The organism is Dermacoccus sp. GAS27A (assembly GCF_044909235.1).
Lineage (GTDB): Bacteria > Actinomycetota > Actinomycetes > Actinomycetales > Dermatophilaceae > Dermacoccus > Dermacoccus nishinomiyaensis.
On record NZ_JBIYDW010000012.1, the window covers coordinates 1 to 21,279 of the forward strand.

A 21,279-nucleotide genomic window follows, 5' to 3' on the forward strand; every position below is an offset into this window, starting at 1 on the left:
CGGAGTAGTTCTTCCTGGCCATGGTTCTTCGATCATCTCGCTTCCCCAGCACCAGGTGCTGGATTCAGCGTGTCCAAGAACCGGGGTCAGGCCCCTAGTGGGTCTGACGTCCGACCGGGTGGTGGCGGACGACAGCCCGCGCGAACCGCCACGGCGCCGCGCACGGGGGAAGCGCAACCGAGAACGAGGAGCTGCTGCATGGCCAGCCATGACGCCGGGTGGGAGGCGTTCCGCGAGGAGTTCCGCCACTGGATGGAGCTTCGGGGGATGACGAGCAGGGCCCTCGCCGCTCGCCTCAACGAACTCTCCGTCGACCAGCCGTTCGACGAGCACGTCGTCAAGCGATGGCGCCACTCCACGTCACCGCCCCTCGAAGCCGTGCGTCACATCGCCTCCCTGCTCTCGATGAGCGACGATCCGAGCGGTCAGGCTCCCTACGATCCCGCGTTCATCCTGCGTCGCATGGGCCTGCTCGCGCCCGCCGCGCCGGCCCAGGAACTTCTCGACACGAGCCTGCGCCTGCAGGAGCTTCGCCTGCGCCTCAGTGAGGTGCGCGGCCAGCTGAGCCGCCACGCCGCGCGAACCGGCGCCGGCCAGCTCGTCCAGACGGCGCTTTCGTATGGGTACGCCGCGGCCGTCTTCCCCGTCTGGGAGGGGCCGGTCGGCTATCCGATGCACGTCGCCGACCGCATCGACTTCCGTACCCCGCGCGACGACATCCCTGCCGTCGAGGAGAACGACGAGATGCTCGCCGCGCTCGTCGCCAACGCCGCCGTACCGGGCACCCGCCATCCACGATTCAGCACCCAGCCTGATGATCTGGCTGAACAATCGCACTGGGCGATCCAGCTCATTGGCCGCCCCTCGATGCGCAACGGCAAGGCCATCCACCCCGCCGCGCCGGCGATCGCCGTCACCGCCTCGACGACGAGTGCGTGGGCGGACGACGTGGGCGGCATCATCGCGTGGCTGCTCGGCTACGGCTTCGTCTCCACCCGCGAGATCGCGCGTGAGCTGACGCGCAACCCGATCGCGACGGACGCGCTGCGCAGCGAGGTGCACGATCAGTTCGTCGCGCGCCCGCCGTCGCACCACGTGTGGTCACACCACAGCGTCATGGTGCCCGAGGACAACCCGAACTCGCCGTGGGCCGCAGCCGACGGAACCGGCTCGCCCGGCCTCGTGCACATCCGACTCGTCGAGGATCACCGGCTCATCGAGTGGACGTCCGAATGGCTCGGCGGGCAGCTCGGCATGAGCGCCGAGGAGGCTCTGACGCTGGCGGAGACCACCGCGTCCACCGTCGAGGCCCGCCTGCACAGCGGCGCGCTCGCCCACGTGCGACGACGCACCCTGCTCGTGCCGACACCGTTCGCCGAGACGTCGGCGCAGCGGTGGGAGAACGCCCTCGGCGCGGCGCTGGCCGCGACGCGCTTTCTCGCCGAGCTCGGCGTCGAGCGCACCGACGGCCTCGACGCCGTGCATGATCGGTTGCTGCGAGACGAACCGGACATCGCCCACTCCTTGCTGCGGTGGCTGGCCGACCACGAGTGCCCTCTGGTCAACCCGAAATTCTCGTCCTGGTCGACTAGGGTCTGACGAGGGTCGGCGACAATTTCTGCCCACAGGTCGGACAACCGACTTAGTGGGCGGCGAAGCGAGCCGCGCCTTCCTACACCGGCCGGAAGCCACGGCATGCGCCCGCGTCGGACACGGGCACGCTCACGAGGGGACCACCGACGATGGCAGCGCACGACTCCAGCTGGGAGATCTTCCGCAGCGAACTCAAGCACTGGATGGAACTGCGCCGCTTCACGAACAAGGCGCTCGCCGAGGCGATCAACGCAGACCTGTCCTCCAGCGGTCTGAGCGCACCCGTCGACGAGCAGATCATCAAGCGCTGGCGGCACTCGACGTCACCGCCCCTGATGACGCTCAAGGTCATCGGACGCATCCTCGGCATGAGCAGCGACCCCACCGGCCGCGCGATCTACGACCCGACGCACCTGCCGCGCGTCATGGGCATCCTCGACCCCGCCCCCGAGAACCCCGAGCTCATCGAAGCGGCCTACCGGCTGCAGACGGTGCGCGCCAAGATCGCCGAGGCCCAGAGCACCCTGACGGCGATCACTGCTGACGAGGGCGCCGTCAACGTCGTGCGCACGGCCACCGCGTCGGGGCTCGGCGCCGCCGTCCTGCCCGTCTTCGAGGGCCCGCGCGGCTACCCGATGCACGTCTCCGACCGCATCGACCTACGCGCACAGGGCGCCGAGGCCACCGCGCCGCAACCGAACCAGTACCCCCTCGTCCACGACGCGCTGCACGACGCGTTCGCCGTCCGCAGCCGACGCGCACCGCGCTTCGCCGACACGAGCCTGCAGCCCAACCCCGACGCCTACGCCGCCTGGGCCGTGCAGCACGTCGGCTGCCCGCGCACGAGCGAGGTGCATCGCCCCCACGCCGGCCTGCCCGCCATCGCCATCACGTCCGTCACGACGACGCCGTGGCCCGACGAAGTCGGCGACCTCATCGCGATGGTGCTCGGCTACGGCTTCACGACGACGCGTGAGCTCGCCCGCGAGCTCGTGTGCGACCCCTATGCGGCGGAACCGCTGCGCGCCGACATCCATGACAACTTGCTCTACGCCGCGACCCCGCTGCGTCGCGTGTGGACGCACCACGGCGCCGTCGTTCCGCCGGCGAACGACCATGCGCCGTTCGGCGACGCGCAGGGCCGCGCGACGAGCCAGCTGCTGCACTTCTACGTGCGCGAGGACGATGCGTCCCTGCGTCACGCCGCCGAGCACCCGGCGGGCCGCCTCGACCCCGTCTCTCCGGAGGAGCTCGACGCCGCCGTCGCCCGCACGAGCGCGACGCGCGCCGAACTCGACGCTCGGTTCGAGCGCATGCAGGACAACCCGCGCATCCGACGCATTGACTACGCCTTCACGCCCGAGGCCGAGGACCGCTGGGCGCTGGTGTTCGAGATGACGCTGACGATCCTGCACACGCTCGACGAGCTGGGCGTGCGCCTCAACCTCACCGAACTGCACGAGCGACTCGCGCGCACCGAACCGCAGGTCGCACCGCAGGTGCTGCGCTGGCTCGCCGACCACGACGCGCCGTTCGTCGAGTCGCGTCACCGCACGCGGCACTGACGGGCGACTGACGCGCGGCGCCCTGCGACGAGGAGACCCCGTTCAGGCGGCCGGCCCTCAGCGCAGCGCGTGCAGCCAGGCGCGGGCGCCCGCGAAGGCCTCGTCGCTCGTCTCGGGGGAGACGTCGACGGGACGCTTGTCGGCGCGCGCGTATGAGCCGAGATAACGCACGTCGGCGGCGACGCGCTTGAGCCCCATGAGCGCCTCCCCGACACGTTCGGACGCGATGTGCCCCTCGATGTCGAGCGAGAAGCAGTAGCTGCCCATCGCCTCGCCCGTCGGGCGCGATTCGAGGCGCGACATGCTGATGCCACGCGTCGCGAACTGCTCGAGCAGCTCGAGCAGCCCACCGGCGCGGTCGGCGTGCTGGTAGAGCACGAGCGTCGTCTTGTCGTGGCCCGTCGGCGCGGGGGTGCGGGGGCGGCCCGCGGCGTCGCGGGCCTTCGTCACGAGGACGAATCGGGTGACGGCGCCCGCGTTGTCGCCGATGTGCGTGGCAAGGGTCTCGAGGCCGAAGACGTCGGCGGCCATCGGCGCGCACACGGCCGCCTGGAAGTTCTCGGCGGCGTCATCGGCGAGGCTCTGCGCGGCGGCGGCCGTCGACAGCGTCGGCACGTAGGTCGCCTGTGGCAGGTTCGACGCCATCCAGCCGCGCACCTGCGGCCACGCGTGCGAGTGCGACCCGACGCCCGTGATCTGCTCGGCGCGCGTGCCCGGGCGGGCCGCGAGGACGAACGTGATCGGCACGAGCACCTCACCGACGAGCAGCAACTGCGAGTCCGTGGGGGCGCCGGCTCCCGCGTTGAGGGCGTCCAGCGTGGAGCTCACGCCACCTTCGACGCTGTTCTCGATCGGCACCATGACGCCGTCGACGCCACCCGAACGCACCGCGTCGAGCGCTGCCGGGACGGTCGCGAACGGGACCGAACGTTCCAGGGCAGCCGCGACGAGGCCGTCCGTCGTGGTCGGGGCGCCGGACGAGCTGGGAGTCTGGTGCGGGTGCGAACTCGCCTCACCTGGGGTCGAAGCACCCGCGGCAGGCGCGGTCGCGGCCGCCCCCTCGTCACTGGCGGGACGCACCGCTGCGGCGACGTCACGCGTCTGCTGCTCGAGCCACCCCCGCAGCGCAGCCTGCGTGAACGTGCCGGCGGGGCCGAGGTAGCCGTAGGTCGGTTCGTCGTGCGTCATCGGGCATTCCCCTCACCGGCGCGCGCCGCGGCGACCGCCTGCTTCTCCTCGGGCGTGAGCTCGCTCGAGCTCGCGCCTGCTTCGACACTCTTGGCGTACGTGCGTGACTCGGCGCGCCCGTGGATCGACGAGATGACGAGCCCGTCACCGGCGTCATCGACGAGGGCCGCCGAGAACGACAGCTGACCCGCCATGTCGCCGAACGCGTCGTAGCGGACGACGGCGACGTGCTTGAGCGCGCGTCGCGAATCGGCACGGGCTGCGGCGAGTTCGGTTCGGGCGGAGGCGATCTCGCGCGCCAGCTGCCGCGGGCCGCCGTCGTCGTCACCGATGATGGACGCGAGGCGGGCCTCGCTCGCGCGCGCCTGCACGAGCGCCCACCCGGCGAGCAGGAGAGCACACACTGCGACGGCGAGAGCGACGGCGATCACGACGTCAGCCTATGCAACCGGGCGTGGTCGATCAGACCGGCACCCAGGCCGGGAATTCGACGCCGGCGAGGGCGGCCACCATGAGCGCCGCGAACAGCAGGCACACGACGCCACCGGCGGTGCGGATGGCGGAGAGGCTGAGCCGCTTGAGCAGCGCCTTTCCGGCGACGGCGCCCAGCGCCGAGACCAGGGCGAGCGCGAGGAACGCCGACAGGCCGACGAGCCAGGGGTTGCCGCCACGCGCGACGAAACCGGCGGTCGCGAGCTGGCTCAGGTCGCCCCACTCGGCGAGGAACAGGATGAGGAAGCTCGCCCCGATCGCCTTGAGCCCCTCGGCCGGCTTGGCCTTGGCACCGAACTCCTCCTCGGCCTCCGCCTCACCCTCATCGGCCTCCTTCGCGCCCTTGATCAGCACGAAACCGGCGACGAGGAACAGCAGCGCGACGACGGCGTGCACCGGCTTCTCCGGCAGCAGGGTGAGGGCGCGGCCGAACAATACGGCGACGACCGTCTGCACCGCGAACGCGGACGCGACGCCGATCCACACGTACAGCGGCCGATACTTGGTGGCGAGCACGAGCGTCGCGATGAAGGTCTTGTCAGGGAGTTCGACGAGGAACAGCGTCGCGAAGACGGTCAGGGCGAGAGCGAGATCCACGGGCCACGAGCCTACCGGGTCGCAGCGAGGATCCAGGATCAGCGACTACGCTTGAGCGGTGTTCCGTCGGTGGCTCGTGACTGCTCTCGTCGCCGCCGTGACGTTCGCGGCGCTCGCCGTTGGCATCTCCGTCGCCAAGTCCGACACCTCCCCCACGCATCGCGCGCTGCCGGGCAACCTCGTCGTCGTCGGCATGCCGGGGCTGACATGGAGCGACATCAACCCCGACACGACACCGACGCTGTGGGACATGTCGCAGCACGCCGCCGTCGGCAACCAGCTCGTCCGCGTCATCAGCGACCACTCGTGCAGCGACGCGGCATGGGTGACGCTGGGCTCCGGTACACGCACCCCGCTCGGCTACAGCCCGCCGATGGCGGCAGCGTCCGGCACGAACGACTTCTGCCCGCCCCCGGTGAAAGGCGAGTACGACGCGACGCACCACACCTACCGCTACCCGCAGTGGAGCACGTGGGCCAAGGACGCGCTGAAACGCAACATCCCCTCACGCATGGGGCTCGTCACCTCGACACTGGAGAAGGACGGCCAGTGCGTCAGCGCCGTCGGAGAACGGGCGACGCTCGGTGCGGCGAACCGTCAGGGCGTCGTCTCGCACTACTGGCCGAGAATCTCCGGCGCTGACCTCGCGGCGTGCCCCGTCACGTACGTCTCGCTCGAGGGGCGCAGCGACGCGCAACTGCGTCAGGTGCTCGACGCGGCACCCATCGACACGACCGTCCTCGTCACCGGCCTCACCGATGACGAACGTCCCGAGTCGCCCCGCGCGATCATGCTCGACGGGCCGACGGTCGGCTCGGGCATGCTGCGCTCACGCCAGACGCGTCAGCGCGGGATCGTCACGACGACGGATATCTCCGCGTTCGTCCTCGAACGCACCCCCCGCCCGCCGGTGCTCGGCGAGGGGCGCCCCCTGTCGATCGAACCCGTCTCGACGCCCGCCGCACTGCGCTCGGTGCGCAACACCCAGACCCTGCTGCGCACCGAGCGCAACCTCGTCGGGCCGTTCTTCGTTTGGGTCGCGGCCCTCGGCGCGCTCGCCGTCACCATCGGGGCGTGGCTGTCGGTCCGCGCGCGCTGGTGGCCCTGGAGCGGACGTGCCGTGGCCGACGGCAACGACGCGGGCGTCGGTGCGGGCCCACGTCCTGGTGTGGCGTGGTGGCCATGGCGAGGACGCGACGCGGCTGACGGCGACGCCGCGGCCCGCGCCGTCATGACGCGCCGGCTGCGGGTGGCGCGCGGTTGGTGGGCTACGACGGGTGCGCTGCTCGGTGCGGTGCCGGCGGCAACCTTCCTGGCGAACCTCTACGCCTGGTACCTCCACGACCATGCGTTGGCGTGGCTCGGCGGGTGCGTCGTCGTCATCATCGTCGTCATCGCGACGCTCGCACTGCTCGGGCCGTGGCATCGCTGGACGCCCGGCCCTGCCGTCTTCGTCGCCTCCTGCACCGCGCTGGTGCTCGCGATGGACGCGGTGCAGGGTTCGCCGCTGCAACTCGTCAGCGTGCTCGGGCTGCAGCCGGTGTACGGCGGCCGATTCTTCGGGATGGGCAACGTCGGATACGCGCTGTTCATGACGTCATGCCTGTTCGTCGCGGCGATGCTCGCGGGGCGTTATCGCGCGATGAAACGGCCGCGGCTCGCATTGCTGACGGTGCTCGCGATCGGCGTGCCCGCCATCCTCGTCAACGGGGTGCCGCAGTGGGGCAACGAGGGTGGCGGCTCGGCAGCGTTCGTGCCCGCCATCATCTACCTGGCGATGCGTGCTCGCGGGTGGCGGATCACGCTGACGCGACTGCTGCTCGCCGCGTTGGGCGGTGCTGCGTTCGTCTTCGTCATCGGCTGGCTCGACTACCTGCGCGGCGAGAGTGCGCGCACACACCTGGGCGACATCTTCGCCGGCCTCGTCGGCGACGGGCAGGTCAACCCGATCAGGCGGGTGCTGTACGCAAACTGGCACATGCTCAACACCCATTGGTTCTACTGGTTCGTGCCGATCTGGCTCGTCGCGTGCATCGTCGTGCTCGCGTTTCCCGACGGGCCCGGGCGCTTCCTCAAGCCACTGCTCGTGCGCGTGCCCATGATGCGGCACGGCCTCATCGCCATCACGATCATGCTCGCCGCCGGATTCCTCGCCAACGACTCGGGAACCTCGATCCCGCCCGCCGGGGCGCTCGTCATCATGCCGCTGCTCGTCATCGTCGCGGCGCGCCTCGGATCGCCACGCACGAGCGAAGCCCCTCGCGTGCCTGCCGTGAAGGGTTGACGGCCGTACCCATCTGCGATTTACGTCCACATCCAACGGACGTTGCGGGCAGGCGAAGGTGGACGAAAATCGCAGAAGTGCACAGGCTGCCGCGGGCTTCGAGCCCTTTCCACTGCTCTCTTCACACCGTCGCCGACGTGGAACCGACGTCGGACGCGCGCTGCGCTCGGCCCCTTCCGTCAGACGACGCCCCGGCAGCGACACGCGTGAGGCCCCCGCACCTGACGATGTGGGGGCCTCACGGAGAGTTCCGGCAAGGTGAGCGCCTGGCGACGGAGTCGACGCGGCAGACGCCCTACGCTGAGCCCTGACTCACCAGATCTGACGGTGAGAGCCGAGCTCAGTGCGACCTGACGGCGGGCGTCAGCGCAGCGTGATCTGCCGCGAGACGATGCCGTTGCGGGCGCGACGTTCGTCGGCGGTGAGCGGCTCGGTCTCGAGCGAGGCGAACGCGTCGTCGAAGGCCTTGGCGAGTTCGGCCATCGGTGCGGCCTGCTGCTCGGGCAGGCGGTCGGTCGCGACCTCCCAGACGGGCGTCAGCACGCCGCACGCACGGAACGCGCCGAGGAGGCGGCCTTCGTCGTCGTTCTCCGGCATGCGCGCCTTGCCGGATGCGGACAGGCGGGCGAGCGCGTCGGTGGCCTTGTTCTCGTCGTGCGGCAGCACCCAGCGGATGAAGGCGCGATCGCCGATGAGGCACCAGTAGGCGGAGTCGACGCCGTCGATCGGCGCAGTCGGAGCGATCGACTCGTTGGCGTCCTCCATCGAGACGGAGGCCTCTTCGCCGATCTCGTGCTCTTCGGGGATCCAGAAGTCGAACGTCTCGTGGACGGTCGGTTCGAACGTCGTGCTCGTGATGATGTCTTGCAGGCGCGGCGTCGCAGCGCTGACGCGCGGCGGTGCGGGCAGCGGCTGGCCATTCTCGAGCTGCGTGACGGCGATGAGCTGCGCGGCGAGGTCGCGGCTCGCATCGCCGGATCCACCGCCCGTCTGCAGCGCCACCATCATGTCGCCGTCCTCGCGACGCAGTCCGGGCCACGCCATCGGCAGGATCGTCGCGATGACCGCCTCGTGCTCCTGCCCGTCGACCTCGAAGGTGACCTTCGCCGTCGCCGACGGGACGATCTCGCGCATCGCCACCCAGTCCGTCTCACCTGTGAGGCCCTCGAATGGACGCGCGACGAACGGCGCCGGCATGTGCGACGGATCGAGCGGACGCTTGTTCTCTTTGCCCTTGCGGCGTGAAGCCTTACCCATGGTCGATGAGTCTAGTGATGTCGCGTGCCCACGGCGGCGCGATGCGTCATCTCGCTGCGGTAGTGGAATGTCGTCTGGCGCGCGGCGTCGGCTGGGGCCACACGCGTGTCGCAGCGAGTGCATCTGCCGAGCGTGCGAGGCCGATGCGCCGCAAGACGCGCAGAGGAATGTTTGGGCGGGCCGCCGCGGAGGCGGCCTGCCCGAGCGTGCGAGGTCAGGCGCGCCGACGCGATGGCCCGCCCAAACTGGCCCACACCGTGCGGCCGTTGCGTTCGTCGCTGACGCCCCATTCGTGGGCGAGGGAGCGGACGATGCGCAGGCCGCGGCCAGAGTTGACCCATTCGCTCTTGGGTTTGGGCATGGGGATGTCTTCGCCGCCGCCGTCGGTCACTTCGATCTCGACGCGCGGGGCGCGCACCTTCCAGTGCACGCGGATGCTGCCGTCGGGCAGGGGCTTGGCGTGGCGGATGGCGTTGGTGACGAGTTCGCTGACGACGATCTCGCATTCGCCGATGACTTCGTCGCTGATCTCGCCGTCGGAGAGGTCGTCGACGATGGTGCGGCGGATGCTGGGGACCGATTCGAGCGTCCAGTCCAGGCGGACGGTGCGGACGCGGGCGTCGCTCGACATGTCGTGGCTACCTCGTGCGGTCGGACCTCGCGGGGCGGGGTGGTGTTCAGCGTTCGTTCAACCTTGCCACACATCGCAACGGGCGTGGGGTTGGGTGCGCGGGCCCACAGGTGCGCCGCGACGGATCCGAGCGAAATGGGTGACTTCGAGCGGCAGAGCGCTCGGATTCACCCATTTCGCTCGACGTGACACACCGGCCGGGGATGGAGCTGGCATCCCGGCCTCGGTGTCAGTGGCTGTGCGGTTCGGGAGGCAGTCGCCGAAGAGGCAGGCGCTGGTCGATGCTGAATGCTGCCGCCTGCAGGGCTCCGCGGGCGTGGGGCCACACGGCATCCAGGGCTCCGTGAGCGTCGGATTCGGGCCAATCCCGAGCGAAACTCTCATCATTCGGCACTGCGAACTCACACAGAAGCTCAGCGCGAACGGCGCACATGCCGTCGTCCCCGGTGGCGGTGATGTCGATACGAACCCGGGCCGCCTTCTCGAAGTGGGCCGCGTCGAAACTCGCACTCATCTTGCCCGCGAGAGGAGCCCACTCGGGTAGCTCGTCGTCAGCTTTCACAGCCGCGCTGGTGCTCAACACCGTCACCGCTCGCAGCTCCACGTCGACCCCGGCGATCAGCACGGTCAGCCACCCACGGCGAAGATCATGGTGCGGGCATCGCGTCGCGCGCGAGGCACTCCCACCACCGGAGCGACATCTTCGGGCTCGATGTCGACGGTCAACGTCGGGCGGGCAGGGTTGACGACGTGTCGCACCTCTGCGCCCACGGCGATGGCATAGCGACGCAGCGATGACAGGTGGAGATCGCGGTTTCCTGCTTCGATGCGCGCGACACCGCTCTGCGAGATCCCCATGCGTTCGCCCACGTCACCTTGGGAGAGATTCTTCCCCTTGCGCAGCTCGACGAGGCGGCTCAGCCACTCCTCCTCGTGCACGAGGTTGCGCTCGGCGAGACGATCCTCGTCTGTCTCGGGCCCGAAGATGTCATCGAGAAAATCCATCACACACCCCCACGTATGCACTCAGAGTCATATACCCCCAGTATGACTCATGAACTGAAATGCGCGAGGCGCACCGCCTCAGCCTCGTCCATGTGCCCGTTCTGGGCTGCGCGCCACCCTGCTGTGTCGGGGTACTTGGCCCGGAACGTCAAAAAGGTGAGCTCATCGAGGTGCTCGGGCTCGGTGAAATACAGCCGGGCTGCCAGGTGAGCACCGTCCTCGTCGATGACGTTCTTCCACCGCATCTCGAGCACGAGTGGCCGCCGCACGGATTGTTTGACGTCGTGCGCGCATCCCCTCTGCGACGGGCCGCAGGGACAGAACTGCAATGTGCCTTCCAGCGCCCGGTCGCGCTTGCGCTTGATCTGAGCGCGCAGGTCGGCGCGAACCGCCGGCGGCAGGGACGCCAGCATCTCGCGCAGGCCAGGGTCTGCTCGAGCAACATCCGGCGTCACCCACATCGCGGCGCCGTCACGCGTCGACCGGACTCCGGGCGGCCACGCCAGCCTCATCCGGCACCTTCACTCATCATGATCCCGAGAGTGCCACTCGCCACCGACAACGCTCAACGCTCACTCGAGTAGGGCCTCAGCGCGGTTCAGCACCTCACGAACCGAAGCGGTACGCCGCTGGCGGCCGAACGTGGCGAGCGTGGCGGCCTGGACTTCGGGGGCTGACGCCGGAGCGCCGAGCTGGTCGGTCCAGTAGCGCAATGCGTTCGCTACTTCGCGTGGACACAGATCCTCCGGTTTTGTCCGGGGCCCGGGCCGGAATTGCGTCCACTCCGCGAGCTTGATATCCACCGGCCAGATGAAGCCATCACTGTCGATGTCGCCCGGGAGCTGCTTGATCTGGCGCATCAGGCTCCGCCGCAGGGCAGGTGAGATGCGACGCTCGAAGGCTGCGGCAGTAAGCCGCGCCAGCCGTTCCGTCGACACCGGCCCTTCTGTCTCTACGATGATCTTCAGCGTGCCTTGCACACGTTGACGGCAAGCGTCCCGTTTCAAGTTCTCGATGTCCGAACGCTCCCCGAGGATGACGGGGTGCCACGGTTCGTATGCCAGCCGTTCGTCGCCGAGTGGGGCACCGTCCAGCACTGCGGGGATGGCGGGGATGGGGACCTCCGGCGTGACGGCCCCGTCGATGTCCTCCGCGGGCATAAGCTCGCGCCGCGCTGGCATGGGCTGCCCACCCCCGTACAGTGCGCGTCCAACGTCGTCACGAATCGCAGCGAGACGGCGCGCCCCTTCAACGTCTCCCAGCGCATCGAGGAGTTGCGCAGCATGGTCACCGGCGCGCCATGCGTCGTGGGGTTCGAGAACGTCGTTGTGTCTTTCCGTGTTCCGGAGCTGTCGCAGCTGGGTGCCGAGGGACGAGACGCGTCGGGGATGTCGCGGGTCGTAGTCAAATGGGTAGCCGAGTTCACCCAGTCTCTCGGTGAGCATGCGCAACTGCGCGGCTAGGTCGTTTCGCGAGTACTGGCCGCGTGCACGCCCCCGGGATTCGTCGAGGGCTCGGAGAATCTCCGTCCATTCCAGACCGTGGAGGAACTCACGAAGACGCGCGTCGATCAGCGGCTCGAGTCTTTCTTCGAGAGCGTCGAGAGCCCGGCGGACCTCGTGCCTCGTCTGCACTGGGTCACTCATCGCGTGTCCTCCGCATACTTCGGCGCGAGGGTTTCCATCTGCTGCATGACCCTCACGATCGCTTCGGGCTGCTCGTCCGGCGGGTAGCCGTACTTGCGCAGCAGCCGTCGGATGGTGGTGCGTAGCTTGGCGCGAACGTCTTCGCGCACCGTCCAGTCGATGCGCGTGTCGCGTCGCATGGCAGCCACGAGATCACGCGCGATCTGGGCGAGCACGTCGTCGCCCATGACATTGACGGCAGCTTCGTTCTCGGCCACCACGTCGTAGAACGCCAGTTCGTCGTGCTCGAGCGGCGGGGAGAACCGCTCACCACGACGCCCCTCGGCCGCCGCTTCCTTCGCCAGTTCGACCAACTCGGCGATGACTTCGGCCGACGTCAGCTGCTGGTTCGTGTACTTGAACATCAGCTCGTTGACGCGCTCGGAGAACAGCTTCGAACGCACCTCGTTACCCGACGTCGCCTTGCGCGCGTCCGTCAACAGCTGCGCCTTCAACGCCTCGATCGCCGCCTGCGCCCGGTCGGGCTGGGAGGCCCCCTCGATCCACGTGGGCGACAGGTCCATCAGCGTCGGTAGGTCCAGACCGGCCGCGCGATAGATGTCGACGACGCCCGTCGCCTCCGTCGACTCGACGACGAGCGCCCCGAGCTGGAGGCGGATGTCCTCGGGAATCGGCTCACCCCGCGCCACGCGCTCGGCAGCGTCACGTTTCGCCATCCAGCCGCGCACCTCCTCGAAGAAGCGCACCTGCGGCTGCACCTCCTCCACCCCCGGGTTGCCGGCAGCCAGCGCCCACGCGCGAGCGAGCTTGGCGCTCAGCACGCGGAACTTCTCGCCGATCGGGCGCGCCTCGGGGTCGTCGGGCTCGGTGTTGCCCGGTGTCAGCGGCGAACGCAGCGCGTTCGTGACGGCGAGCGTCGCATCACGCCACGCACCCGGCCCGGGGGCCTTTGTCATCGCCCGCCAGTCGACGCCGGTGGAGGCGATGACCTCCTCGACCGATCCGACGAGGTCGAAGACGATCGTCGCCGCTTCCTCGGCCGTCTGCCCGACGACCTTCTCACCGTTCGCGTTGGCATCCCGCGTGTACTCCCCGAGAGCCTTCGACAGGTTGTCGACGAGCGGCGCGTACGCGACGAGCAGGCCGTCGGTCTTGCCGCGGTACGTCCGGTTGACGCGCGCAAGCGTCTGCATGAGCAGGGCACCCTTGAGCGACCGGTCGATGTAGATCGTGTGCAGCGCGGGCGCGTCGAACCCGGTGAGCATCATGTCCTTGACGATGACGATCTCGAGCGGGTCGTCCGCCTGCTTCATCCGCTTCTTCACGGCGGCCGTCGCACTCGGCCGTCGCAGGTGCGCGGTGACTTCCGCGGCGTCGCTCGGGGCCGCGTTGTAGACGACCTTGATGACGCCCTTGTCGTCGGCGTCGTCGTGCCACTCGGGCCGCAGCTCGATGATCTTCGCGTACAGCCGCGCCGCGGTGCGTCGTGTGGCGCAGACGATCATCGCCTTGCCGTGCCCACCGATGAAGGGCGTCATCAGCTCGCGGCGCGTCTCCCAGTGCGCGACGAAATCCTGCGCCAACGTCGTCAGGCGCTCGTCGGATCCGTAGATCGTGTCGAGCTTCGCGATGCTCTGCTGCAGGCGGGCCTTGTCGGCGTCGTCGAGACCGGCGGACGCCTCCTCGGCGCGCTCGTCGATGTCTTCATCGCCGAAGCCGTCGACGCGTTGCACCTGGATGAGGCGCTGCTCGAACGCGACCGGCACGGTCGCGCCGTCCTTGACGGCTCGCAGCAGGTCGTAGACGTCGATGTCGTCGCCGAACACGCGCCGCGTGTCGCGCTCACCTTCGGCGATGGGGGTACCGGTGAACGCGATGAGCGTCGCGTTCGGCAACGCCATCTTGAGGTGACGTGCGTACCCGTCGAGGGTGTCGTAGTGGCTCCGGTGCGCCTCGTCGGCCATGACGATGATGTTGCGCCGATCCGACAGCAGCGGATGGTCGGCGCCCGCTTCGCGTTCGCTCTGGGTGAGGCCGAACTTCTGCAACGTCGTGAAGTAGATGCCGCCCGTCAGCTGTTCGCTGAGCAGGCGCCGTAGCTCGTCGCGCGAGGCCACCTGCCTCGGTTCCTCCGGCAGCAGGGCGCTCACCCGGAACCCGTCGAAGAGCTGGGTGTCGAGTTCTTGACGGTCGGTGATGACGACGACCGTCGGGTTCGCGAGGCGCTGATGGCGCATCACCTTGGCTGTGTAGAGCTCCATCTCCATCGACTTACCGGAGCCCTGCGTGTGCCAGACGACGCCGGCGCGGCCGTCACTGTCGACGGCGTTGATGGTGGACGCGACGGCTTTCGTCACGGCGAAGTACTGGTGGGGTTTGGCGATGCGCTTTCCGAAGCCCTCTTCGGATTGATCGAACGCGATGAAGTCGCGCATGATCTGCCCGAACCGGTCGATGTTGAACAGGCCCGTCAGTGTGAGGTCGAGTTCGGTCGTCGCCTCCCCGTCGAGGTCGGTCTCGCCGAACTCCATGAGGTGGCCCTCTTCGTCGACGTTCCACGGCGCGAAGTGGTTGTACGGCGTCCACGGCGTGCCGTACTTCGCGCTGATGCCGTCGCTCGCGACGACGAACGCGCAGAACCGGAACGCCATCGGAAACTCGCGCAGGTACGTCTGCAACTGGTTGTAGGCGCCCTCGACCGTCGCGTTCTTCGCGGCGGCCTGCTTGAGTTCGACGATGACGAGCGGCAGGCCGTTGACGTAGAGGACGACGTCGAAGCGACGCTCGCGCTCACGGCTGCGGATCGTGACCTGCTGCACCGCGAAGTAGGCGTTCTTCGCGACGTCGCCGTGCGCCATGAAGTGGATCGTCGGGCTCTGCTCGCGACCCTCGTCGTCGACGTACGTGATGCCCGTGTAGCCGCGGATGAGGATGTCGTGCAGGCGCTTGTTCTCCGCCAGCGCGTCCTGCGACTGCGGCGCGAGCACCTCCGCCTTCGCCTGCTGCAGGTACTCCTCGGGCACCCCGGGGTTGAGGTCGCGCAGCTTCTGGCTCAGTGTGCCGTGCAAGATGACGTCGGCCCACGACTCGCGCTGCTTCGAGCCGGGCGCCAGCTCCTTGCCGTGCTTCGGCTGCCACTCCAGATCGGCCAGCTCGTCGAGCACGAGCTGCTCCCAATCGGCCTCACTCATGACCGGCACTCACACCACCCCTTCCACACGCTTCTCCGCATCCTTCACGGTGATCCTGCCCGACATGAGCAGCGGCAACAGCTCATCGCGAGTTTTCGCGAGGGTCTCGTTTGCGGCAACAGCTGCAAAACAACGCTTCCCCAATGACTCGGCCAGCCCCTCGAACGCCATCGCTTCACGGGATCCAGGATCAGGTACAACCAGATCTGCAATGTCCTCCCACTTTGCCCTCGGCATACGCGTTCCATTGGAGTTCTGCACCGCACGGGCGATTGCCTCGGTGCTGCTCGACGCAGCCGCAACCAGCCACCGATTCATCCTCTCCAGGGCGCGGATGACGAGGACGTCAGTGGAGCACACCCCGTTCGTAGGAGCGACCCCGACCTTGTGAAAGTACGGACGAAGCTTGCCGAAAAGCGCATCTCCGGCCTCGAAGATGTTCTTGGCAGACGTGACATCGCCACCTACACCGAAACGTTGTAGCCACAGCCGCTCCCGGTCGAAGTGCTCAAGGCCCACGTAAACCGCGTTCGCCGCAATATCGGTAACACCTACTTGCTGCCGTACCGAGCGGGCAATGTCGCCAAGAACGACATTTCCACTGGACGACAGTTGCGTGTAGCTGGCGCGGATAAGATCATCAGCGGCGTTCATCATGTGTCCGTTGGCGGCGATCTTGTCGTCCAGCGCCCCCAGCACCTCGGCGATGCGCTGCTGCTCCGGCAGAGTGGGCACCGACACTGGCACTTGGGCAATGTAGTTTCGATTGAGCATCGGCTGGACACTGCCAGAGTCGAACCCGGTGAGGTCGAGAACCTGAAAGAGCCGATAAAGCCACCTAGGGTCATTACCTCTGTGGTCTGCCGCATAAAGCGTTGTGTTCAGTGGCCAAAAGTCGGTATCGCTCCATTGGGGAACACCCAGGTTCGTTGCCCGCCCAACTGCAAACCCCGGTCCACGCACCTTCGCCTCGTGGTGAGTGCCGACCTGGGCGCCAGCAGAAATGATCGGGTAGGGCCCATCCACACGCGAGGAGTTCGGAAGATCGAATCCACGGCGGAGGCCGACCACATCACCAAGCGATTTAGTGGGCCATGCGCTGCTCATGCCAGCCTCCCCAACTGCTCACGCACGACGGCGTCGAGGCGTGCCGATTCGTCGAGCGCCGCCGTCAGCTCCTTCGTCAGACGCGCGATCTTCTCGTCGATGGGTTCGGAATCTTCTTCCGCCGCAGCGGCACCCACGTACCGCCCGGGCGTCAACGCGTAGTCGGCGGCGCGGATCTCGTCGAGTGTCGCGCTCTTGCAGAAACCGGGCACGTCCTCGTACTCGCCGTCTGCCGATGCGCGGCCGCGCCAGGTGCGGAACGTGTTGGCGATGCGCGCGATGTCGTCGTCGGAGAACGTGCGCTCCACCCGGTCGACCATGTGGCCGACTTCGCGGGCATCGATGAACAGCACCTGCTTGCGACGATCGTTCGCGCCGGCAGTACCGGCCTTCTTGTCCTTCGCGAAGAACCACACGCACACCGGAATCGCCGTGCCGCGGAAGAGGTTGCCGGGCATCGCGATCATGCACGAGACGACGTCGTCCTCGAGCATCGCCTTGCGGATGTCGCCCTCGCCGCCGCTGTTCGACGCCATCGTGCCGTTCGCCATGACGACGGCCGCCTCACCGTGCGGCGCGAGCTTGCTCAGGATGTGCTGCATCCATCCGTAGTTCGCGTTCCGCGCGGGCGGCACCCCGTACTTCCAGCGGGCGTCTTCGGTGTTGCGCGCCCATTCCTTCTGGTTGAACGGCGGGTTCGCCATCGCGTAGTCGGCGACGACACCGGGGTGGATGTCGCGCGCGAACGTGTCACCCCAACGCGGGCCGAGGCCCTGGGAGTCGATGCCGTGGATGGCGAGGTTCATCTTCGCCAGGCGCCACGTCTCCTCGATGCTCTCCTGGCCGTAGACGACGATCGCGTCGCGATCCTCCTTGTGCCGCTCGAGGAACTTCTCGGCCTGCACGAACATGCCGCCCGAGCCGCACGCCGGGTCGTACACGCGCCCCGAGTGCGGTTCGAGGATCTCGACGAGCGTGCGCACGAGCACCGGCGGGGTGAAGAACTCGCCGCCGCGCTTGCCCTCCGCCTTCGCGAACTTCTCGAGGAAGTACTCGTACACCTCACCGAGCAGATCGCGCGCCTTCGTTGCGCCCTCGCCGGTGAAGCGCACCGAGTTGAACAGGTCGATCAGTTCACCGAGGCGACGCTGGTCGATGTTGTCGCGCCCGAAGATCGTCGGCAGCGTGCCCTGCAGCGACTCGTTCTGCTTCATCAGCGTCGCCATGGCCTCGTCGATGATCTTGCCGACGCTTTTGCTCTCCTGCCCGCCCGCAGCCTCCATGCCCTTGGCGTGACGTGCGATGAAGCTCCAGCGCGCGTTCGTCGGCACCCAGAACACGCCGTTGCCGACGTATTCGTCGGGGTCTTCGAGCGTGTCGCTGACGAAGTTCTCCGCCTCACCCGCCAGCTCCTCACGGATCTGCTCGCGGCGCTCCTCGAACGCATCCGAGACGTACTTGAGGAAGACGATGCCGAGCACGACATCCTTGTACTGGTTCGCGCTCATCGAGCCGCGCAGCTTGTCCGCGGCCTTCCACAGCGTGTCGTGCAGTTCCTTCTTCGACGACGGCGCCATCGCGGCAGCCTTGGCCTTGGGTGGGGTCACGGGGTCTCTCCTTGCAGGTACGAGCTTCGAGTCTTCGGTGCCGCGTCGAGACGTGTGAGCGTCGTTTCACGGCAGATGGATGTGGCGGGATCGGGGACGCACCGACGAGGTTCGAGTCCTTGTTGCTGATGTGGCCATCCCCTGCGGCGACAGGAGGACACGCGCTGCTCGGCAGAGTGGGGGCATGCCTGGGGCCTACCATCGATGTCAAGGCTTCGAGTCCCTTTACATCGGTGTTGTGGCCTCGCTGGGACGAGCCACTGCAGTGGCGGTCGCGCGGATCGGACGATCAGTCTTCCAAACTGATCACACGACATTGCTCCCGGTTGCAGAAAACGCGCCGCTCGAGTCGCGGGTTCAAGTCCCGTTACTCGCGGCGTTTCTGCCTGCGGCCATCGACGGACTGTTGCTCCGTAGGTCGAAACGCCGACCTCATAGGTGTTCCACAACCACCTGTTTACAAGGCAGGTGGACAGTTGCCCCTGCCACTGCCAATCACGGACGGTCATGCGGCGCCGCCCCTCGATGCCGCTTCTTCGTGCATGTCATGCATAGGACGCGTGGACGAGATCTCGGCGCGCAAGACGCCCTCGGCGATGCCGGTAAGAACCGTCGATTCGTACGCGTCGAGCGCTGTGACCTGGTCGAGCAAGGCCCGCCGACGCGCGGCCACCGTCGTCGCGACACGCTGCGCTGCGTCAGCCTGCTCGGCCGGCGTGAGATGCAGGTGCCAACCGGCGGTGTCGACGCCGCGCTGAGCATTGATGTCGAGCGCAGCCTGCGCCGAGATCAGGCGCAAACCGTCGGGCGCGCCACTTCGAGGTCGCAGGATGCGTGCCGGCGTCTGCACGACACTTCCGCCCCGCTCGTCGACGATCGCGGCCGGCCGCTCGACGGCGACGAATACGACGTCCCCCGGTTCGGTGTAGCGCACCTGCGGCACGACACGCTCGACCTCGAGACGATCCACGCGCCGCGCACCGACCGCGCCCAGGCCCCGCACCTCGTCAGCTCCGATGACGTCGACGAGCGCGCCTCGCGTCGCCGCGGTGATCTCGTCCGGCACGCGGTGGCCGCGACGCACGCTCGCCCACGTGCTGACGATGTCAGCCCAGGCCTTGGGCGCCTGGGCGGCAACCAACCCCGCGGAGACGAGGTCGACGCCCGGCGCCAACGGCGCGCCGGCGCGGCTTTCGTGACCCCATGCCTGGGCGAGCACCTCACCGCCGTCACGCGGCTCGCGCACGCCGGGCGGAATGACGAGCGACGGCTCGTCGAGCAGGTTGTACGTCGCGCGATGACGCGCCCGCAAGAACGCGTGCGTCGCGCGATCACCCGAACAGGCGGCGGCGACATCAGCAGCAAGAGCATCGCACTCACCAGGGCCGAACGCGTGGTTCGCGTGGTCGCCGTACGTCGTGAAAGCCGGGCGCGTGTCGTCGATGTTCGGGGCCAGTGCCCACAGTGCGAGGCGGCGGCGACCCGTCGCGCGCAGCATCCCCTTCGGCAGCGTGGCGACGTAGCGTAGCGGCAGCGTGTAATCCGGCGCGAGGCCGGCTCGTTGCTCCTGACGATGACGTGACACCGCCCTCTGGGCCTGGCTGATGTTGAAGCACCCGCGGCGGGCTTCGTCGAGGTTCGATCCCTCGCCGAGGGTGCCGACGAGAAGCTCGGCGGGGGCGAGGACGAAGGCCACGTCGCGATCTGCAAGGTCATGGGAGACGGCGCGAACCTTCTCGAACAGCGTGATGGCAGCATGCGCGTCGGAGCGGTTCTCGACGATGACGTGGAGGTTGTCGCCTGCGTCGGTGCCCGTCGTCTCGATTCCGCGCGCGGCGAAGGCGCGTAGAGCCAGGCGTGACGCAGCCGAGGCCCGGGCCGGTGGCACCTCGGCGCCTTTCTCGCGCACACTCAGCCCGGCGTTGAGCGGCATGGTGCCCTGGCCGAGGGATGACGTTCCGTCGGCGGGGATGTCCGCCGCGACCTGCGTCAGCAGCGCCAGCGCGCCCTGTCCGTGAAGGACGACGTGATGGTCAGCCGTCGCCACCGCACGCAGCAGCGACGTGAACATCGCGGCGGCGTCGACCGTGAGCGAGTGCTCCGCGAAGGCTCCGCCCCGTGCGTGCTCCGCCGCGACGAGCCGCCACAACACGCGTTCACCGCCGTAGCCGGCTTCGGCGAGCGTGTCGACGTCGGCGACGAGGGCTGCGTCATCGAGAGCCGCGAGCATCTCGCGCGGCGGGAGCAACGCCGGCAGCTGCGCATCCAGAATGGCGTCGAGCGCCGTCTCCGCGTCGAGGTCGGCGAGGAGTTCGCTGGTGAGGGCCTGCAGGAGCAGCAGGCTCGACGCGGCGTCGAGATGCTCACGGATCGTCGCGAAACGGGACGAATGGAGCGCCGCATCGACAGCCGCGTCCGGGTTGTTGCCACGGCCCGTGCGAGTGAGCCATTCTCCGACCGCGTCGGCGCTGAACGTGAGCGACCGTGCGTCGACAGGGGCGGGAAACCCGCCCTCGGTCGTGGGGTAGCGCGATCGCCACATCGACACGACGGCTCGTCGGACGCCCGCGAGGTCGGCCACCTGTTGCATCGTCAGGGTGTCAGGCATCGATGGCTCCTCTCGTGGGTCTCGGGCGGTTCTCCGGGGGGCTGGTGGCGACAGCTGACCGGTGCGGCGGCTGCGGTCGCCCCTCGGCACTGACTCTACGGGGCTGAGCTAGCTTGCATATGAGGTGCGCGATAAGAGGTCTTATCGCGTTGCTGGTTCCACTGTTCCGCGTCGGGGACTGATGGTGGAGACACGACCCACCACCCGCACCGAACGAAGGAGAGCTGACGATGAGCCGCCGCACCCCGTCCCACATCCGCACCACCCGCCGTGCCCCACGGCACTTCGCGAAGAAGCATCCCGACCGCAGCTGCGACAGCGGCAAGATCCGCTACCGCGATCACGCCGCCGCCGTCAGCGCCCTGCACAGCGCCGCGACAGCCCGCCACTTCGCCGAACTGGCCGGTCACGACACCCATCGTCGCGAGAGCCGCATCTACGGCTGCGCGATGTGCCAGGGGTTCCACCTGACATCGATGCGCGAACTCGCCGCTGCCTGACGATGCGC

At 68.4% G+C, this 21,279-nt stretch carries 17 protein-coding genes; 4 read left to right on the top strand and 13 right to left on the bottom strand.

Annotated features, from left to right (window positions below; translation table 11 throughout):
- Positions 1-198 precede the first annotated feature (198 nt).
- Entirely contained in the window at positions 199-1,599 is a 1,401-nt protein-coding gene (locus tag ABH936_RS12195) for a hypothetical protein (protein WP_006947102.1), read from the top strand.
- 143 nt (positions 1,600-1,742) lie between these two features.
- The gene (locus tag ABH936_RS12200; protein WP_006947029.1) at positions 1,743-3,158 is read left to right on the top strand and encodes a hypothetical protein; all 1,416 of its coding nucleotides are present in this window, start codon (positions 1,743-1,745) and stop codon (positions 3,156-3,158) included.
- A 57-nt stretch (positions 3,159-3,215) separates the two neighbouring features.
- Here the strand turns inward: ABH936_RS12200 and pheA are convergent, their stop codons facing one another.
- Genes pheA through ABH936_RS12215 form a run of 3 tightly spaced genes read right to left on the bottom strand, consistent with a single transcriptional unit; the run spans position 3,216 to position 5,435 of the window.
- A complete protein-coding gene (pheA, locus tag ABH936_RS12205; protein ID WP_404603369.1) occupies positions 3,216-4,346 on the bottom strand; it encodes a prephenate dehydratase in 1,131 nt (376 codons plus the stop codon).
- A complete protein-coding gene (locus ABH936_RS12210; protein WP_006947023.1) occupies positions 4,343-4,777 on the bottom strand; it encodes a DUF4446 family protein in 435 nt (144 codons plus the stop codon). Before ABH936_RS12210 ends, pheA begins: the two co-directional genes overlap by 4 nt.
- Positions 4,778-4,808: 31 nt before the next feature.
- Positions 4,809-5,435 (bottom strand): TMEM165/GDT1 family protein, encoded by a 627-nt coding sequence (locus ABH936_RS12215; protein ID WP_006946987.1) that lies wholly within the window; start codon positions 5,433-5,435, stop codon positions 4,809-4,811.
- 58 nt (positions 5,436-5,493) lie between these two features.
- Here ABH936_RS12215 and ABH936_RS12220 point away from each other — a divergent pair, with 58 nt between their 5' ends.
- Positions 5,494-7,719 carry a hypothetical protein gene (locus tag ABH936_RS12220; protein WP_404603370.1) on the top strand — a complete coding sequence of 742 codons (2,226 nt, stop codon included), beginning with the start codon at positions 5,494-5,496 and terminating at the stop codon, positions 7,717-7,719.
- A gap of 363 nt (positions 7,720-8,082) precedes the next feature.
- Here ABH936_RS12220 and ABH936_RS12225 read toward each other — a convergent pair whose 3' ends face one another.
- The 10 genes from ABH936_RS12225 to ABH936_RS12270 form a co-directional block, all read right to left on the bottom strand.
- The gene (locus tag ABH936_RS12225) at positions 8,083-8,976 is read right to left on the bottom strand and encodes a DUF5926 family protein (RefSeq protein ID WP_038566538.1); all 894 of its coding nucleotides are present in this window, start codon (positions 8,974-8,976) and stop codon (positions 8,083-8,085) included.
- Positions 8,977-9,190: 214 nt separating this feature from the next.
- Positions 9,191-9,607: an ATP-binding protein gene (locus ABH936_RS12230; protein ID WP_038566536.1), complete on the bottom strand. Its 417-nt coding sequence runs from the start codon at positions 9,605-9,607 to the stop codon at positions 9,191-9,193.
- Positions 9,608-9,836: 229 nt separating this feature from the next.
- Positions 9,837-10,232 carry a hypothetical protein gene (locus ABH936_RS12235; RefSeq protein WP_074039600.1) on the bottom strand — a complete coding sequence of 132 codons (396 nt, stop codon included), beginning with the start codon at positions 10,230-10,232 and terminating at the stop codon, positions 9,837-9,839.
- 2 nt (positions 10,233-10,234) lie between these two features.
- Positions 10,235-10,612 (bottom strand): helix-turn-helix transcriptional regulator, encoded by a 378-nt coding sequence (locus tag ABH936_RS12240; protein WP_074039599.1) that lies wholly within the window; start codon positions 10,610-10,612, stop codon positions 10,235-10,237.
- 47 nt (positions 10,613-10,659) lie between these two features.
- Positions 10,660-11,073, bottom strand: a complete 414-nt coding sequence (locus ABH936_RS12245) for a hypothetical protein (protein WP_131940348.1) — start codon at positions 11,071-11,073, stop codon at positions 10,660-10,662.
- 111 nt (positions 11,074-11,184) lie between these two features.
- Entirely contained in the window at positions 11,185-12,258 is a 1,074-nt protein-coding gene (locus ABH936_RS12250; protein ID WP_143181183.1) for a Swt1 family HEPN domain-containing protein, read from the bottom strand.
- The gene (locus ABH936_RS12255; protein ID WP_404603371.1) at positions 12,255-15,449 is read right to left on the bottom strand and encodes a type I restriction endonuclease subunit R; all 3,195 of its coding nucleotides are present in this window, start codon (positions 15,447-15,449) and stop codon (positions 12,255-12,257) included. The genes ABH936_RS12250 and ABH936_RS12255 overlap by 4 nt, the downstream gene beginning before the upstream one ends.
- A 9-nt stretch (positions 15,450-15,458) precedes the next feature.
- The gene (locus tag ABH936_RS12260; protein ID WP_404603372.1) at positions 15,459-16,556 is read right to left on the bottom strand and encodes a restriction endonuclease subunit S; all 1,098 of its coding nucleotides are present in this window, start codon (positions 16,554-16,556) and stop codon (positions 15,459-15,461) included.
- On the bottom strand, positions 16,553-18,133 hold the full coding sequence (locus ABH936_RS12265; RefSeq protein WP_404603417.1) for a type I restriction-modification system subunit M: 1,581 nt from the start codon (positions 18,131-18,133) through the stop codon (positions 16,553-16,555). The genes ABH936_RS12260 and ABH936_RS12265 overlap by 4 nt, the downstream gene beginning before the upstream one ends.
- A 535-nt stretch (positions 18,134-18,668) precedes the next feature.
- Positions 18,669-20,771 (bottom strand): hypothetical protein, encoded by a 2,103-nt coding sequence (locus ABH936_RS12270; RefSeq protein ID WP_404603373.1) that lies wholly within the window; start codon positions 20,769-20,771, stop codon positions 18,669-18,671.
- 230 nt (positions 20,772-21,001) lie between these two features.
- Here ABH936_RS12270 and ABH936_RS12275 point away from each other — a divergent pair, with 230 nt between their 5' ends.
- Complete coding sequence (locus ABH936_RS12275) at positions 21,002-21,271, top strand: hypothetical protein (RefSeq protein ID WP_404603374.1); 270 nt, start codon at positions 21,002-21,004, stop codon at positions 21,269-21,271.
- The last annotated feature ends 8 nt before the right edge of the window (positions 21,272-21,279 follow it).

Bases quoted from the DNA above. Each gene is read 5' to 3' on its own strand.
- ABH936_RS12200 (WP_006947029.1), top strand. From the start codon at position 1,743: ATGGCAGCGCACGACTCCAGCTGGGAGATCTTCCGCAGCGAACTCAAG.
- ABH936_RS12240 (WP_074039599.1), bottom strand. From the start codon at position 10,612: ATGGATTTTCTCGATGACATCTTCGGGCCCGAGACAGACGAGGATCGT.
- ABH936_RS12195 (WP_006947102.1), top strand. From the start codon at position 199: ATGGCCAGCCATGACGCCGGGTGGGAGGCGTTCCGCGAGGAGTTCCGC.
- ABH936_RS12245 (WP_131940348.1), bottom strand. From the start codon at position 11,073: ATGTGGGTGACGCCGGATGTTGCTCGAGCAGACCCTGGCCTGCGCGAG.
- ABH936_RS12270 (WP_404603373.1), bottom strand. From the start codon at position 20,771: ATGCCTGACACCCTGACGATGCAACAGGTGGCCGACCTCGCGGGCGTC.
- pheA (WP_404603369.1), bottom strand. From the start codon at position 4,346: ATGACGCACGACGAACCGACCTACGGCTACCTCGGCCCCGCCGGCACG.
- ABH936_RS12230 (WP_038566536.1), bottom strand. From the start codon at position 9,607: ATGTCGAGCGACGCCCGCGTCCGCACCGTCCGCCTGGACTGGACGCTC.
- ABH936_RS12275 (WP_404603374.1), top strand. From the start codon at position 21,002: ATGAGCCGCCGCACCCCGTCCCACATCCGCACCACCCGCCGTGCCCCA.
- ABH936_RS12265 (WP_404603417.1), bottom strand. From the start codon at position 18,133: ATGGCGCCGTCGTCGAAGAAGGAACTGCACGACACGCTGTGGAAGGCC.
- ABH936_RS12250 (WP_143181183.1), bottom strand. From the start codon at position 12,258: ATGAGTGACCCAGTGCAGACGAGGCACGAGGTCCGCCGGGCTCTCGAC.
- ABH936_RS12225 (WP_038566538.1), bottom strand. From the start codon at position 8,976: ATGGGTAAGGCTTCACGCCGCAAGGGCAAAGAGAACAAGCGTCCGCTC.
- ABH936_RS12255 (WP_404603371.1), bottom strand. From the start codon at position 15,449: ATGAGTGAGGCCGATTGGGAGCAGCTCGTGCTCGACGAGCTGGCCGAT.
- ABH936_RS12260 (WP_404603372.1), bottom strand. From the start codon at position 16,556: ATGAGCAGCGCATGGCCCACTAAATCGCTTGGTGATGTGGTCGGCCTC.